The following is a 15940-nucleotide window of genomic DNA, read 5'->3' as shown; positions in this document are numbered from 1 at the left end:
TGCTGTGGGATTTGTACAACTCGCCGATGGCGAACTGAACTACCAACTCGATGGCCCCGAAGATGCACCGGTACTGGTGCTGTCCAACTCCCTGGGCACCGACCTGCATATGTGGGACATCCAGATCGAGGCGTTCACTCAGTACTTCCGGGTGCTGCGTTTCGACACCCGGGGCCATGGCAAGTCGCTGGTCACCGAAGGCCCCTACAGCATCGAGCAGTTGGGCCGTGACGTGTTGGCGCTGCTGGATGCGTTGCAGATCGAGCGCGCGCATTTCTGCGGGTTGTCCATGGGCGGCCTGATCGGCCAGTGGCTGGGGATCAACGCGGGTGAGCGTTTGCGCCGGCTGGTGGTGTGCAACACCGCCGCGAAGATCGGCACGCCCGAGATCTGGAACCCACGCATCGAGATGGTCCTGCGCGACGGTGCGGCCGCGATGGTTGCCCTGCGTGATGCGTCAATTGCCCGCTGGTTCACCGCAGACTTCGCCGAGGCTCATCCTGACCAGGCCAAGCTGATCACCGATATGCTGGCGGCGACTGATCCCCAGGGTTATGCCGCAAACTGCGCGGCCGTGCGCGACGCGGATTTCCGCGAGCAACTGGCGTCGATCAAGGTGCCGACCCTGGTGATCGCAGGCAGCGAAGATGCGGTGACGCCGCCGGCGGGTGGGCACTTTATCCAGGCGCATGTGCAGGGCGCCGAGTATGCCGAGTTCTATGCCGCGCACTTGTCCAACGTGCAAGCCGGTGCGGCGTTCAGCGACCGTGTGCTGGAATTTCTGCTATCGCGCTGAGTATCGCTGAACCCTGTGGCGAGGGAGCTTGCTCCCGTTGGGCTGCGTAGCAGCCCCTGAGCAGCCGCAACCCAACTATTTGTAAAACCCTGCAGCGGCCTCACTGGGGTCGCTGCGCGACCCAACGGGAGCAAGCTCCCTCGCCACAGGTATGTGCCTGTCGTCACCGTTGCATGAGGAGCGTTTTGTGGACGAGAAACAACGTTATGCCGAAGGCCTGCAAGTGCGCCGCGAAGTGCTGGGCGACGCCCACGTCGACCGCAGCCTCAACGCCCTGACCGAGTTCAACAGCGAGTTCCAGGAAATGATCACCCGCCACGCCTGGGGTGATATCTGGACCCGCCCGGGGCTGCCGCGGCATACCCGCAGCCTGATCACCATCGCCATGCTCATCGGCATGAACCGCAGCGAAGAGCTGAAGCTGCACCTGCGCGCCGCCGCGAGCAACGGTGTGACCCGCGCCGAGATCAAGGAAGTGCTGATGCAGAGCGCGATCTATTGCGGGATTCCGGCGGCGAATGCGACGTTTCACTTGGCCGAGTCGGTGTGGGATGAGTTGGGGGTAGAGTCGCGCGTCTAGTGCGAGTCAGCGTCCCACACCCAATTCCACACGCCGGGCAGATGCACGACTTCGTCGGCGCTTTTTACCGTGCGGGCCATGGCGGCTCGCTGCAAGGTTGCCCGGTCGGTGTAGAAAGGCTGTGTGGCGAGGGGCACGCCATTGATATGGGCGCTGTCCAGCAGGATTTGCAGGTATTCCTTCAAGTGCCAGGCGGTGTAGCGGTTGATATCGTGGAAGGTCACCACCACCGGGATCACGCCGTCCACCGTCGGTAATTCGCCTTTGGCGATGCGCTCGCGCACCACCGAGAGTTGGCGTATCAGGTTTTCCCGTCGACGCGGGCTGCCGTTGAACACCCATATCACCCCATCGTTTGCACTCAGGTCGGTCAGCAACACATGCATGCCGTGTTGCTGATAGGCGGCGAAGGTGCGCTTGTCGTAGTTCCAGAACGGCGGGCGTACCAGTGTGGGCGGTTGGCCGGTGATGGCGGTGAGGGTCGACGAACCCAGGCTGAGGTAGTGCTCCAGTTCAGCCGGATTCTGCAAGCGATGGTTGCTGTGCCACGGGGTCGCGGTGTGGAAGCCCAGGATATGGCCGGCCGCGTATTCGCGCTCCATGGTCTTGTAGCCCCGCGGGTTGCCGCCGGAGCGGGGCGCCTCGGTCTGCAGGAAGAACACCGCCTTGATCCCCGGCTGTATCGGGTTGTTCGCCAGGTCCGCCATCACCGAACGGCTGGGGTTCATGAAGCCCGAGGCGCTGGGGCCGTCATCGAAGGTCAGCAAAAAACGGATCGGCGCCTCGGTTTTCAGGCGTTGTTCAGTTTGCGGTGTCAGCGCCAGAGGCGGGCCGATGCAACCGCTGAGGCTCAGGGCCAGGGCTAGTGCGGCCGATACGGTGGCGAAGTGTTTCATGGCGGACTCGAATGACATTGGCTGCTGGGGCGGGTCATCCATGACACGCGCGCACCATACAACAAGACTGTCGAGGCTTTACAGCAGGCTTATCGGGTAACTGACGATCAACCGGTTTTCATCAAACTCGTTGTTGTTGTAGTCCCGGCGCATGCTGGAGTTACGCCAGCGCACATTGAGATTCTTCAGCGCTCCGCTCTGCACCACGTAGGCCACTTCACTTTCCCGTCCCCATTCCTTGCCATCGGTCACTGTGCCGCTGTGTACGTTGCTGCCACTGATGTAGCGGTTCATCAGCGTGAGGCCCGGAATACCCAGGGCGGCGAAGTTATAGTCATGGCGTACCTGCCAGGATTTTTCCTGGGCGTTGTCGTAGCTGGCGTTGTAGCTGTCGTTGGCCAGGGTGCCGCCGCTGGTGCCGTTGACGCGCATCCAGGCGCTGTTGCCGGTGAGTTTTTGCAGGCCGACGTAGAACGTGTTGCCGCCGTATCGGGCCGAGAACAGTCCGGACCAGGTCTTGTTATCGAGGTCTCCGGCGCGGGCGCTGCCGTCGTCCTTGCCATAGAAGAACCCGAGGTTGGCGCCCAGGGTCCAGTCGCCCACCGGTTGGCTGTGGATCAGGTTGAGGTATTGCTGGCTGTAGATGTCCTTGAGTTGGGCGTTCCACACACCGATCTGGGTGCGTTTGTCGTTGAAGGCGTATTCGCCGCCCTGGAAGTTGAAGCGGTCGGAGGTGAACGCGGTTTTCCCGAACATGGACATGTCGGTCATGCTGCTGTCGTCCCGTGGGCTGTTGGCGCGGAACTGGCCGCCGTACAGGGTCAGGCCGTCGATTTCCTTGGAGGTGATTTGCCCGCCGCGCAGGGTTTGCGGGAGCGAGCGGCCATCGTCCGAACGCAGGATCGGCAGCACCGGCATCCATTCGCCGACTTTCACTTCTGTCTTTGAAACCCGTGCCTTGAACGCCACGCCCAGACGCCCGAATTCATCCGCCGGGCGGCCATCGTGGTCCAGCGGCAACAGCTGGGTGCCACCCGTGCCGCGTCCGCCATCGAGCTTCAATGAGTACAGGCCCAGTACATCCACGCCGAAACCGACGGTGCCCTGGGTGAAGCCGGATTTGGCGTCGAGGATGAAGCTTTGCGTCCACTCCTGTGCGCCGCCCTGGGTCTTGCTGGGGTTGGTGTAGTTGCGGTTGAAGAAGAAATTACGCAGGTTGAGGTTGGCGCTGGCGTCTTCCAGGAAGCCGTGTTCTTCAGCGACAACGGGGAGGGCAATGCTGGCGACAGCGGTTGCCAGCAAAAGCCGGCGCGGGTCGAAAGTGCTCATGGTGTCAGACCTGTTGTTATTGGGGTTATGCAGGTGGCGGCCATGGTGCGGGGCGGTGCGGGGGCGATGAAAGTGGGGGAGAGCGGGTTGTGGGCGATGATCGAACGTAAAGTCATGGGCGTAAAAAAACCGCTTCCTGGGCGGGAAGCGGTTTTTGTTTACTGCGCCACTATCAGAACAACTTCAAGGGCGGTGCTTCTTCTTTCAACGGTTCGTTCTTCGCGGTCTGTTCGTTCCAGCCACCACCGAGGGCCTTGTACAGGTTGACCTCGCTATTGAGCTGCGCCAGGCGGTCGGTGATCAGCGATTGCTGGGCACTGAACAGTTGGCGCTGGGCGTCGAGGAACGTCAGGTTGCTGTCGACACCAATACGGTAGCGACGCTCGGCCAGGCGGTAGTAATCCTGGTTGGCCGCGACGAAGCCACGTTGGGCGTCCAGTTGCTGCTTGTAGGTCTCGCGGGCGGCGAGGCCGTCGGAGACTTCCTGGAAGCCGGTCTGGATGGCTTTCTCGTAGTTGGCGACGTTGATCTCTTTCTGGATTTTCGAGTAATCCAGGCTGGCGCGCAGGCTGCCGGCGTTGAAGATCGGGATGTTGATCTGCGGTGCGAACGACCAGGTACCCGAACCGCCCTTGAACAGGCCGCCCAGGGTCGGGCTCGCGGTGCCGGCGCTGGCGGTCAGGGTGATGCTCGGGAAGAACGCAGCGCGTGCCGCACCGATGTTGGCGTTGGCCGCCTTGAGGTTGTACTCGGCCTGCAGGATGTCGGGACGACGTTGCAGCAGGTCCGATGGCAGGCCGGCCGGTACTTCGCTCAACAGGTCATCAGCCAATGGCCGGCTGACGATGTTCGCCGGCAGGCCGGTACCCAGCAGCAGGGTCAGGTTGTTTTCGTCCTGGGCCACCTGGCGGGTATAACGCGCCAGTGCAACCCGGGCGTTTTCCACCGAGGTACGGGCCTGGCTCAGGTCCAGGGCCGAAGCCACGCCGACTTCATTGCTGCGCGAGGTCAGTTTGAAGCTCTGCTCGTACGCGCCCAGGGTGTCCTGGGTGAGCTTGAGCAGCTCCTTGTCGGCCTGCCAGGTCAGGTAGGCGTTGGCCACGCTGGCCACCAGGCTGATCTGGGTGGTGCGGCGCGCTTCTTCGGTCGCGAAGTATTGTTGCAGCGCTTGTTCGCTCAGGCTGCGTACGCGGCCGAACAGGTCCAGCTCATAAGAACTGATCCCGAGGCCCGCCGAGTATTGGCTGGTGATGCCCGCTTCGCCGGTCTGCGACAGCTTGGCCGGGGTGCGCGTGCGGCTGCCGCTGCCCGTGGCCGAAACCGCCGGGAACAGGTCGGCGCGCTGGATCTGGTACTGCGCGGCATACGCATCGATGTTCAGGGCCGCGACACGCAGGTCGCGGTTGTTCACCAGGGCGGTCTGGATCAGCTGTTGCAGGGCAGGGTCATGGAAAAACTGCTTCCAGCCCTGCTCGGCAGCCGCCTGGCCCGGCGCCTGGGCCGACGAATACGCCGGCCCCTGCGGGAACTGCGCGGCTACCGGCGCTTCAGGGCGCTGGTAGTCCGGGATCAGCGAGCAGCCACTGAGCACGAATGCTGTGACCGCTAAGGAAAGTAGCGACTTGCTCATTGGCCAGCCTCTTTAGGAGTTTGCTTGGGTTCAGTCTTTTTACGCTCGCCAGCGGAGGACACGGTTGCGAAGAACAGGGGTACCCAGAAGATCGCGAGGACCGTGGCGGTGATCATACCGCCAATTACGCCCGTACCGATGGCGTGCTGGCTACCTGAGCCGGCACCGGTGGAAATTGCCAGGGGCAGTACGCCGAGCATGAACGCCATGGACGTCATGATGATCGGTCGCAGACGCATGCGGGATGCCTCGATGGCCGACTCGACAATGCCTTTGCCCTGTTCGTGGAGCTCCTTGGCGAACTCCACGATCAGGATGGCGTTTTTCGCTGCCAGACCCACCGTCACCAACAGGCCCACCTGGAAGAACACGTCGTTGGACAGTCCCCGCAGGCTAGTGGCGATCAACGCACCGATCACACCCAGCGGTACAACCAGAATCACCGCAATCGGGATCGACCAGCTTTCGTACAGTGCCGCGAGGCAGAGGAACACCACCAGCAGCGACAGGGCGTACAGCGCAGGTGCCTGGGAGCCGGACAGACGTTCTTCATACGACAGACCGGTCCAGGAGTAACCAACGCCAGCCGGCAGGTCCTTGGCAATGCGTTCGACTTCCGCCATCGCATCACCGGTACTGTAGCCAGGTGCCGGGGTACCGAGGATTTCCATCGCCGCTACACCGTTATAGCGCGAGAGTTTCGGCGAACCGAAGATCCACTTGCCCGAAGAGATGGCCGACAGCGGCACCATCTTCCCGGACGTGCTGCGCACGTACCATTTGCTCAGGTCTTCCGGAGACATCCGGCTGGCGGCGTCACCCTGTACATACACCTTCTTCACACGACCACGGTCGATGAAGTCGTTGATGTAGCTGCCACCCAAGGCGATTGCCAGGGTCTGCTGGATGTCTGCCAGGCTGATGCCCTGGGCACTGGCCTTCTCGTCGTCAACGGTCAGCTCGTACTGCGGCTCATCGTTCACGCCGTTGGGGCGCACGCCCGCCAGGATCTTGCTTTGTGCCGCGGCACCCAGGAACTGGTTACGCGCATCCATCAGCTTCTGGTGGCCGACGCCGCCCTGGTCTTGCAGGAACACGTCGAAACCGGTGGCGTTACCCAGTTCGAGTACCGAAGGTGGCACCACGGCAAATACCATGGCGTCCTTGAAGGCCCCGAAGAAGTAACCCTGGGCACGCTTGGCAACCTCAAATACCGACTGGCTCGAGTCACGCTCGTCCCACGGCTTGAGCATCACGAACGCGAGGCCCGAGCTCTGGCCACGACCGGCGAAGTTGAAGCCGTTCACGGTAAACACCGATTTGACAGCCTTGCCTTCGCCTGGCTCGCCTTCCTTGTCGTTCAACAGGTAGGCGCGCATATCGTCGATGACTTTCTGCGTACGTTCAGCCGAAGAACCCACCGGCGTTTGTACCTGGGCAAAGATCACGCCCTGGTCTTCCTCTGGGAGGAACGCGCTTGGAATGCGGGTGAACATCCAGATCATGCCGGCAAGGATCAGGGCATAGACCACGAACGCCGGGAACTTGTGCTTGATCATGTTACCGACGCCGCGCTCGTAGCTCAGTACGCCACGGTCGAAGGTACGGTTGAACCAGCCGAAGAAGCCGCGCTTGGGTTGGCCGTGTTTTTCCGGGTCAATCGGCTTGAGCATGGTGGCGCACAAGGCCGGGGTGAAGACCAGGGCAACCAGTACCGACAGCGCCATCGCCGAAACGATAGTGATGGAGAACTGGCGGTAGATCACACCGGTGGAACCACCGAAGAACGCCATTGGCAGCAATACCGCCGACAGCACCAGGGCGATACCCACCAGGGCGCCCTGGATCTGGCCCATGGACTTGACCGTCGCCTCCTTGGGCGACAAGTGCTCCTCGGCCATTACCCGCTCGACGTTCTCCACCACAACGATGGCATCGTCCACCAGCAAGCCGATGGCCAGGATCATGCCGAACATGGTCAGGGTGTTGATGGTGAAGCCGAACGCAGCGAGGATCCCGAAGGTACCCAGCAATACCACCGGTACGGTCATGGTGGTGATGATGGTGGCGCGGAAGTTCTGCAGGAACAGGAACATCACCAGGAACACCAGCACGATCGCTTCGATCAGGGTGTGAACCACACCGGAGATCGATTCGGTCACAACCGGCGTGGTGTCATACGGCACCACAGCCTTCATGCCAGGCGGGAAGAACGGTTCGAGGGACGCAACCGTTTCGCGAATCGCCTTGGCGGTGTCCAGTGCGTTGGCACCGGCTGCCAGCTTGATCGCCATACCGGAAGCCGGCTTGCCGTTGAACTGTGCGCTGATGCTGTAGTTCTGGCCGCCCAGTTCGATACGCGAAACGTCACCCAGGCGAACCTGGGAACCGTCGGTATTGACCTTCATCAGGATATTGCCGAACGCTTCAGTGGTTTGCAGACGCGTCTTGCCGATGATGGTGGCGTTCAACTGAGTGCCGGGCAGGGCAGGCAGGCCGCCGAGTTGGCCGGTGGCCACCTGGACGTTCTGCGCCTGGATGGCGTTGCTGACATCCACTGGCGTCAGCTGGTAGTTGTTCAGCTTGGCCGGGTCGAGCCAGATACGCATGGCGTACTGGGAACCGAACACCTGGAAGTCGCCCACACCGGCGGTCCGGGAAATCGGGTCCTGGATGTTGGAAACGATGTAGTTGGAAAGGTCATCCTTGGTCATGCTGCCGTCTTCCGACACCAGACCGATCACCATCAGGAAGTTCTTCACCGACTTGGTAACGCGGATACCCTGCTGCTGTACTTCTTGTGGCAGCAGCGGGGTCGCCAGGTTGAGCTTGTTCTGTACCTGAACCTGGGCGATGTCCGGGTTGGTACCCTGGTTGAACGTCGCGGTGATGGTCATGCTGCCGTCGGAGTTACTGTCCGAGGCGACATAACGCAGGTTGTCGATACCGTTGAGCTGTTGTTCGATCACCTGCACCACGGTGTCCTGCACGGTTTGTGCAGACGCGCCCGGGTAGGTCACCTGGATATCAATGGCGGTTGGCGCGATGGCCGGGTACTGGTTGATGGGCAACTTCAGGATCGACAGTGCCCCGACCAGCATGATCACCAGGGCAATTACCCAGGCGAAAATGGGACGGTCGATAAAAAATTTCGACATGAATTACTCCCCTTGACCAGCAGCGGCAGCAGGAGCAGCAGCGGAACCGGAACCGGCGGGTTTGGCGTTATCAGCGTCCTTGACCTTGACTTCGATGCCCGGCTTGATGAATTGCAGGCCTTCGGTGATCACACGGTCACCGGCGTTCAGGCCTTTTTCCACCAGCCAGTAGGCGCCGGTAGTGCGGTTGGCCACCAGTACACGTTGCTCGACCTTGTTGTCCTTGTTCACCACCAGCGCGGTCGGGATGCCCTTCAGGTCGCGGGTCACGCCTTGCTGTGGTGCCAGGATGGCCTTGCTGTTCACACCGGCTTGCAACTGCGCGTGGACGAACATGCCCGGCAGCAGGGTGTGGTCAGGGTTCGGGAACACGGCCCGCAGGGTCACGGAACCGGTGGTTTCGTCGACCGAGACTTCGGAGAATTCCAGCTTGCCTTCCACGCCGTAGGCGGTGCCGTCTTCCAGGGTCAGCTTGACCTTGGCCGCGTTTTCGCCGGCTTTTTCCAGTTGGCCGCTTTCCAGGTCACGACGCAGTTTCAGCATCTCGGCAGAGGACTGCGTGACGTCGACGTAGATCGGGTCCAGTTGCTGGATCACTGCCATGGCGTCGGTCTGGCCGTTGCTGACCAGCGCGCCTTCGGTGACCGAAGAGCGACCGATACGCCCGGAGATCGGGGCAAACACCTTGGTGTAGCGCACGTTGATCTGGGCCGTTTGCACGTTGGCTTCAGAGGTCATGCGGTTGGACACGGCGGTGTCGTATTCCTGGCGGCTGACGGCCTGCTCATCGACCAACTGCTTGTAGCGATCGGCAATCGATTTGGTCTGGGCGAGGTTGGCCTGAGCGCTTTTCAGCGAGGCGTCATACACCGACGGATCGATCTGATAGAGCTGCTGGCCTTCCTTGACGTCGCCCCCTTCCTTGAACAGACGCTTGAGAATGATGCCGTTGACCTGAGGGCGAACCTCGGCAATGCGGTAGGCCGTGGTGCGACCTGGCAGCTCGGATGTCAGGGTAAAGGCTTGAGGTTGAATAGTGACCACGCCGACCTGAGGGGTTTGAGCGGGCGGAGCCGCTTCTTCCTTTTTACATCCGCTGAGCAGCGATGCCAGGGCGACGGCAGTAACCAGGGCGGTAACAGCTGGCTTAAGTTGCATGAAGATCCTCGGGTCAGGCGCGCAGAGTGCGCACAAGAAGTGTGGAAGGGTAAAAAACAGGCACTGAGTGGATAAGTAGCTTGCTACGCAATATACTTACGTTCATGGTTGTTTGTAAACTCTTGACAGGCTTCGCGGAATGTTGACAAAGCAGCGTCCAAAGCCTCGATTCTAGTACGTTCGGCGCCCTTGACGGCGTCGTCCCACAATTATTCAGATGGTCGTTAGCAGCGGTTGAGTCTGCGTTACCGATCACCCCAAGTCTCCTGATTGAGGTTTTACTGCCATGGTTCGTCGTACCAAAGAGGAAGCTCAGGAAACGCGCAGCCAGATTCTTGAAGCGGCCGAGCAGGCCTTCTACGAGCGCGGGGTTGCGCGTACCACGCTGGCGGATATTGCCGCGCTGGCAGGCGTGACACGTGGTGCCATCTACTGGCATTTCAGCAACAAGGCCGACCTGGTGCAGGCGATGCTCGATACGCTGCACGAGCCGCTGGATGAATTGGCCAGGGCCAGTGAGAGCGAGGACGAGGTCGATCCGCTGGGTTGCATGCGCAAGCTGCTGATTCATCTGTTCCATCAAGTGGCCCTGGACCCGAAGACCCGGCGCATCAATGAGATTTTGTTTCATAAGTGCGAATTCACCGATGAAATGTGTGATCTGCGCCGTCAGCGCCAGACCGCCAGCCTCGAATGCAACCTGCGCATCGGGCTGACCTTGCGTAACGCGGTCCATCGCGGGCAGCTTCCGGAGAATCTCGACACCGTACGTGCCGCGGTGTGCATGCACGCCTATATCGACGGAATTCTCGGCCAGTGGCTGCTGGTGCCCGACAGTTTCCAGTTGGCCCAGGACGCAGAGCGCTGGGTCGATATCGCGTTGGACATGCTGCGCTTGAGCCCTGGCCTGCGCAATTAAGACAAAATGCGTAATTGCGACCAGTTGTGTCAACAATAAACACCGGGGCTGGTCAATCAGGCTTTTCCCTGATTTTGTGGGGTGACGTTATATACGGGCTGGCGGGCGGTTGATAGGTAGTTGGCTAAGTATTTTGTAGCAATATTGTTGCAAGGCTGTGAAGGAATGTTTCCTGCGGCCCATAAAAAAGCCCCGGCTCTCGCAAGCCGGGGCTTTTTCGTTTCAGCAGATCAGAGTGCCAGGGTCGGGTAGTCGATGTAGCCGACCGGGCCTTTGGCGTAGAAAGTCTCTGGATGTGCTTCGTTCAGCGGTGCATCGGCCTTCAGGCGAGCCGGCAGGTCCGGGTTGGCGATGAACGGCACGCCGAATGCCACGGCGTCAGCCTTGCCCGAAGCCAGCCACGCGTTGGCGCTGTCCTTGGTGAAGCGTTCGTTGGCGATGTACGGGCCACCGAAGGCGGCTTTCAGTTGTGGGCCGAGGCTGTCGCCCGCTTCCTTTTCACGGGAGCAGATGAACGCGATGCCACGCTTGCCCAGCTCTTTGGCGACGTAGGTGAAGGTTTCCGACAGGTTGGCGTCGCCCATGTCGTGGGAGTCGGCGCGCGGTGCCAGGTGCACGCCTACACGGCCGGCGCCCCACACTTCAATCACGGCGTCAGTGACTTCGAGCAGCAAGCGTGCGCGGTTTTCCAGGGAGCCGCCGTAGTTGTCGGTGCGCTGGTTGGTGCTGCTTTGCAGGAACTGGTCGAGCAGGTAGCCGTTCGCGCCGTGGACTTCCACGCCGTCAAAACCGGCGGCCTTGGCATTCTCGGCGCCTACGCGGTAGGCGTCGACGATGTCGGCGATTTCGGCGATTTCCAGGGCGCGCGGCGTTGGGTAGTCGGCCAGTGGGCGTACCAGGCTGACGTGGCCTTTAGGCTGGATGGCACTTGGCGCGACCGGGGTTTCACCGTCCAGGTACGACTCGTGGGAGATCCGGCCCACGTGCCACAGTTGCAGGAAGATCTTGCCGCCTGCACCGTGCACGGCCTTGGTCACATTGGCCCAGCCGCGAACCTGGTCGTTGGACCAGATGCCCGGGGTGTCCGGGTAACCCACGCCCATTGGCGTTACGGAGGTGGCTTCGCTGAGGATCAGCCCGGCGGAAGCGCGTTGGACGTAGTACTCAGCCATCAGCGCATTGGGCACGCGACCGGCGTCGGCACGGCAGCGGGTCAGCGGCGCCATGATGATGCGGTTCGACAGTTCCAGGTCGCCCAGTTTGATCGGATCGAAAATAGTCGTCATGGGATAACACCCTTCTCTTTAGTTGATCAGTTAGTCGCGGGGGCCAGGTCGGCATCGCCGGTCTGACGGAAAGTAATCAGGGTCACCAGCAGCGCGAGCACGGCCAGTGCAGCAGCGGCCAGGGGCACGCTGGTCAGGCCGAAGCCGTGGGCAATCACGCTGCCGCCCACCCAGGCGCCGAGGGCGTTGCCGATGTTGAAGGCGCCGATGTTCAAGGTGGACACCAGGTTCGGTGCGGCCTTGCCGAAGGTCACCACGTTGATTTGCAGTGCCGGTACGGCGGCAAACGAGGCGGTTGCCCAGAGGAACAGGGTGATTTCAGTCGGGATCACGGCGACGCTGGTCCAGGTCAGGACGGTGGACACCACTGCCATGCTGATGAACACGCCGATCAGGGTGGCAGCCAGGCGCTTGTCTGCCAGCTTGCCGCCGATGATGTTGCCGACGGTCAGGCCCAGGCCGATCAGCAGCAGGGTCCAGGTCACGCCTTTGGGCGAAACACCGGTGACGTCCCCCAGCAGCGGCGCGACGTAGGTGAAGAGGGTGAACATCGAGGCAGCGAACAGCGCGGTCATGCTCAGCGACAGCCAGATGCCGGCGCCTTTGAGTGCTCTGAGCTCGGCGCGCATGTCGAGTTTTTCCTCGTCACGCTTGGCCGGCAGGAAGCGGATCAGACCGATCAGGGCGATCACTCCAATCACCGTCACGGCCCAGAAGGTCGAGCGCCAGCCGGCTTCCTGACCCAGCGCGGTGCCCAGCGGTACGCCGAGCACGTTGGCCAGGGTCAGGCCGGTGAACATCAGCGCCACGGCCGAAGCACGCTTGTTGGCCGGCACCAGGTTGGCGGCGACCACCGATCCGATACCGAAGAAGGCGCCGTGGCACAGCGCGGTGACCACACGGGCAAACATCAGCACGTTGTAGTCGCTGGCCAGGGCGCAGAGCAGGTTGCCGATGATAAAGATGCCCATCAACGCTACCAGGGCGGCCTTGCGCGGCAGCTTGGCGGTGGCCAGTGCCATGAAGGGGGCACCGATGGCCACGCCCAGGGCGTAGCCGGTCACCAGCCAGCCGGCGCCGGGAATCGATACACCGAGGTCGGCCGCCACATCGGGCAACAGGCCCATGATGACGAACTCGGTCGTACCGATGGCGAAGGCGCTTAAGGCCAGGATGAGTAGCGAGAGAGGCATTGATGGGTCCTTGTTACAGCGGTGCGCTGAGTTCTTCGGTGAGCGCTTTGAGGAAGGCTTGGATCACGTCCTCATTGCGTTTGAAAAAGTGCCATTGGCCGGCCTTCTGGCTGCTGATCAGCCCCGCCCGTTGCAGGTTCGCCAGGTGCGCCGACACGGTGGACTGAGACAGCCCGCAGCGCTGGTCGATCTGCCCGGCACAAATGCCGTATTCGTGGTTGTGCAGCTGCTCGGGGAATTGCACTTTCGGGTCTTTCAGCCAGTTGAGGATGTCTCGCCGTACTGGGTGCGCCAGGGCTTTTATTATTTCGTCGAGGTCGATGGACATGGCAGTGATGCTCGGTTTTGTAAAACGTTATATCGCGATGAGGCGAACTTTAAATCGTTGTATCCCGATATACCAATATGAATTTGGTCTTAAACCAGATTGAATCGGTATATCGGGTTATAACGATACGTTGACGGCAGTGCTAGACTGCGCGCCATGAATTATCTCGCACATCTGCACCTCGGCGGCCAACTTCCTGCTCAATTGCTTGGCAGCCTGTATGGCGACTTTGTTAAAGGTCGCCTGCAAGGCCAGTTCAGCCCGCAAATCGAGTCGGCGATTCAGTTGCATCGCTCAATCGATCGCTACACCGACAGTCATCCGCTGATCGGGCAGGCGCTGTCGCGCTTCACCCTGACCCGGCGCCGCTATGCCGGGATTGTCCTCGATGTGTTTTTCGACCACTGCCTGGCGCGGGACTGGGCGTTATATGCCGATCAGCCGCTGGAGCGATTTACCTCTGAGGTTTACCGGGTGCTCGCCGAAGAGCCGGCGTTGCCGGGGCGGCTGGCGCAGATTGCGCCGTACATGGCGGCGGATGACTGGCTGGGTTCGTACCGCGAATTTGCGGTGATGGAACAGGTACTTCGAGGAATTGGCCGGCGCCTGACACGGCCCGAAGAACTGGGCCATGCCATGCAGGAATTACGAGCGCTGTACGAGCCGTTGAGCGAGGATTTTCGGGTGTTTTACCCAGAATTGCAGCGGTTCTCAAATAGCCAGTTGGCAATACAACTATAGATGTGGGAGCGGGCTTGCTCGCGAAAGCGGTGGGTCAGCTAATGAATCTGCTGACTGATGCACCGCCTTCGCGAGCAAGCCCGCTCCCACATTTTTCACCGTGCTCGCTTCAGGCCGCGAATGCTGGCCGCGCTGGCATTTGCTCAGCTTCTGGAAGGGGGCCAAACAACGCCTTCTGCACCGCCTGCTGCGCCTGGAACGCCAGCGCCGCACGTTCCTGCCCGGCGCAGGCAATCGGCTTGAGCAGATGGATTTCCACGTCGCCCTGGTCATTGCCGAACAAACGCATCAAGTGCGAGAGCAAATCATCGTCGCCAATAAACGGTGCCAGCGGGTCGATGTGGCCATCGCGCAGATAACGAATCGCCACCGGTTGCAGCGACACATCGGCATCAATCGCACTGGCCAGTAACCGCCCGTGGAACGTACGCAGGGCGCGGCCGTCGGTGGTGGTGCCTTCCGGGAACATCAACAGCGGGTGTTGTTGTTCCAGATGACGCGTCATCTGTTTGCGAATCAACTGGCTGTCCCCCGAACCTCGGCGGATGAACAGACTGCCTGCCTTGGCGGCCAACCAGCCCGCCACCGGCCAGGTGCGCACCTCGGCCTTGGACAGGAACGACATCGGCGCCACCATCCCCAGCAGCGGGATATCGGTCCACGATACGTGGTTGCTGACCCACAGCATCGACTGTTGCGGCAACTCACCGTGAACGGTCACGCGAAAGGGCAGGGCGTTGGTCAGCCGTGCCATGAAAAAACGCGACCAGCGCTGCCGGCGCACCATCGAGTTGGCCACGCCCAGACGTTCAAACACGCCAAACACACTGGCCATGGTCAAACCCAGGGCCACCACCACCAGCACGCGGGCAATTCGCCCGTACACTCGAAGGCGGCTCATCACATGGCTGCCTTGAAGTGGCGGGCATACCGCGGGCACAGCTCGTCGCGCTTGAGCAGGATGAACACGTCGGCGACCTGGAAGTCTTCGTCCCAGCAGGGTTCGCCGCAAATCTTTGCACCCAGGCGCATGTAGGCCTTGAGCAAGGGGGGCATTTCGGCGATGACGTTGGATGGCAGGTCTAATGCCGGCAGCGGCTTTTTCGGCTCGGCCCGCAGGTGTTCGTTGCACAGGTAGCGTTCGCGCAGGCGCTGCATGATGGCGTGGGCCTGGATGCCGCCGTCGTGCATCGGGATGCTCGCGCAGCCCATCAGGTAGCTGTAGCCACCCTGGTTGAGGACTTCGGCCAGCTCGCCCCACAACACGGCGATGGTGCCGCCGTTGCGGTAGGCGGGGTCGACGCAGGTGCGGCCGATTTCCAGGATGGGGCCTTTGAGGTGCAGCAGGCCGTGGAGGCTGAATTCTTCTTCGCTGTAGAAGCGGCCCAGGGTGGTGGCGGCCTGGTGGTCGAGCAAACGGGTGGTGGCGACGAGTCGACCGCTGTTCAAATCCCGCACGCCGATGTGGCTGCAGTGAACATCATAGTCATCCATGTCCAGGCCCAGTTCAGCGCCTTTCAGCTTGGCGTTGAATTCGCCGCTGAACACGTTGAACCGCAGGGCCTGGGCTTCCTGCAAAGCCTGGGCGCCGATCAGGCGTTCGGCTTGCAGGCGGCGTTCATTGCCGGTGTCGCTGATGCGGGCGATCTGAGTCATGGCGAGTCTCCGAGTGCCGGCCAGGGTTACGGCCGGTCGACTTGTTTGTGCCATGTCAGGCTATGTAGGGCCGGTGTCATCTCCATGAAGTTACGGTGACGCTTAGATGACAGGCATTTCGCCGGTGGGTGCTGTGTTTTTTGTGTACATATCCGTTGCTGCGGTAACGGCGGCTTATGGTTCCGCTCTTACAGCGGGTCACTTTTGGCAAACGCCCCAAAAGTAACCAAAAGGTCTTTGCCCCACCACTCGGTGCCTCGCCTAGGCTCG

Annotated in this window: 14 protein-coding genes; 4 read left to right on the top strand and 10 right to left on the bottom strand. The window is 61.3% G+C overall.

What is annotated here, in order from left to right:
* Positions 1-4 precede the first annotated feature (4 nt).
* Entirely contained in the window at positions 5-796 is a 792-nt protein-coding gene (gene pcaD / locus A462_RS29505; RefSeq protein WP_003219815.1) for a 3-oxoadipate enol-lactonase, read from the top strand.
* Between the two features lie 187 nt (positions 797-983).
* A complete protein-coding gene (gene pcaC, locus A462_RS29510; RefSeq protein ID WP_008431145.1) occupies positions 984-1376 on the top strand; it encodes a 4-carboxymuconolactone decarboxylase in 393 nt (130 codons plus the stop codon).
* On the opposite strand, the gene A462_RS29515 is transcribed toward pcaC, so the two are convergent.
* From A462_RS29515 to A462_RS29535, 5 genes are all read right to left on the bottom strand, one after another.
* Positions 1373-2272 (bottom strand): polysaccharide deacetylase family protein, encoded by a 900-nt coding sequence (locus A462_RS29515; protein ID WP_032898704.1) that lies wholly within the window; start codon positions 2270-2272, stop codon positions 1373-1375. The genes pcaC and A462_RS29515 overlap by 4 nt on opposite strands.
* A gap of 78 nt (positions 2273-2350) precedes the next feature.
* Positions 2351-3601, bottom strand: a complete 1251-nt coding sequence (locus A462_RS29520; protein ID WP_008431143.1) for an OprD family porin — start codon at positions 3599-3601, stop codon at positions 2351-2353.
* Between the two features lie 172 nt (positions 3602-3773).
* Entirely contained in the window at positions 3774-5231 is a 1458-nt protein-coding gene (gene adeC / locus A462_RS29525) for an AdeC/AdeK/OprM family multidrug efflux complex outer membrane factor (RefSeq protein WP_003219806.1), read from the bottom strand.
* Entirely contained in the window at positions 5228-8389 is a 3162-nt protein-coding gene (locus A462_RS29530; protein WP_003219803.1) for an efflux RND transporter permease subunit, read from the bottom strand. Before A462_RS29530 ends, adeC begins: the two co-directional genes overlap by 4 nt.
* 3 nt (positions 8390-8392) lie before the next feature.
* Complete coding sequence (locus tag A462_RS29535; RefSeq protein WP_008431141.1) at positions 8393-9547, bottom strand: efflux RND transporter periplasmic adaptor subunit; 1155 nt, start codon at positions 9545-9547, stop codon at positions 8393-8395.
* A 286-nt stretch (positions 9548-9833) separates the two neighbouring features.
* Between A462_RS29535 and A462_RS29540 the strand changes: the two genes are divergently transcribed.
* Positions 9834-10466, top strand: coding sequence for a TetR family transcriptional regulator (locus A462_RS29540; protein WP_003219798.1), 633 nt, complete (start codon positions 9834-9836; stop codon positions 10464-10466).
* Between the two features lie 230 nt (positions 10467-10696).
* On the opposite strand, the gene A462_RS29545 is transcribed toward A462_RS29540, so the two are convergent.
* From A462_RS29545 to A462_RS29555, 3 genes are read right to left on the bottom strand one after another with little or no spacing between them, the layout of a single operon-like run.
* Positions 10697-11752, bottom strand: a complete 1056-nt coding sequence (locus A462_RS29545) for an alkene reductase (RefSeq protein ID WP_008431139.1) — start codon at positions 11750-11752, stop codon at positions 10697-10699.
* A 26-nt stretch (positions 11753-11778) separates the two neighbouring features.
* On the bottom strand, positions 11779-12945 hold the full coding sequence (locus A462_RS29550) for an MFS transporter (protein WP_003219795.1): 1167 nt from the start codon (positions 12943-12945) through the stop codon (positions 11779-11781).
* Between the two features lie 13 nt (positions 12946-12958).
* A complete protein-coding gene (locus A462_RS29555) occupies positions 12959-13273 on the bottom strand; it encodes an ArsR/SmtB family transcription factor (protein WP_003219793.1) in 315 nt (104 codons plus the stop codon).
* A gap of 156 nt (positions 13274-13429) precedes the next feature.
* On the opposite strand from A462_RS29555, the gene A462_RS29560 reads away from it, so the two are divergent.
* On the top strand, positions 13430-14014 hold the full coding sequence (locus tag A462_RS29560) for an acyl carrier protein phosphodiesterase (protein WP_003219791.1): 585 nt from the start codon (positions 13430-13432) through the stop codon (positions 14012-14014).
* 109 nt (positions 14015-14123) lie between these two features.
* Here A462_RS29560 and A462_RS29565 read toward each other — a convergent pair whose 3' ends face one another.
* Both A462_RS29565 and olsB read right to left on the bottom strand, forming a co-directional pair.
* Positions 14124-14915, bottom strand: coding sequence for a lysophospholipid acyltransferase family protein (locus A462_RS29565; RefSeq protein ID WP_003219789.1), 792 nt, complete (start codon positions 14913-14915; stop codon positions 14124-14126).
* Positions 14915-15670, bottom strand: a complete 756-nt coding sequence (olsB, locus tag A462_RS29570) for an L-ornithine N(alpha)-acyltransferase (protein WP_008431132.1) — start codon at positions 15668-15670, stop codon at positions 14915-14917. Before olsB ends, A462_RS29565 begins: the two co-directional genes overlap by 1 nt.
* Between the last annotated feature and the right edge of the window lie 270 nt (positions 15671-15940).

The sequence above is a fragment of the Pseudomonas sp. Ag1 genome (assembly GCF_000278565.1).
Lineage (GTDB): Bacteria > Pseudomonadota > Gammaproteobacteria > Pseudomonadales > Pseudomonadaceae > Aquipseudomonas.
This window is presented reverse-complemented; position numbering and strand designations above follow the sequence as displayed.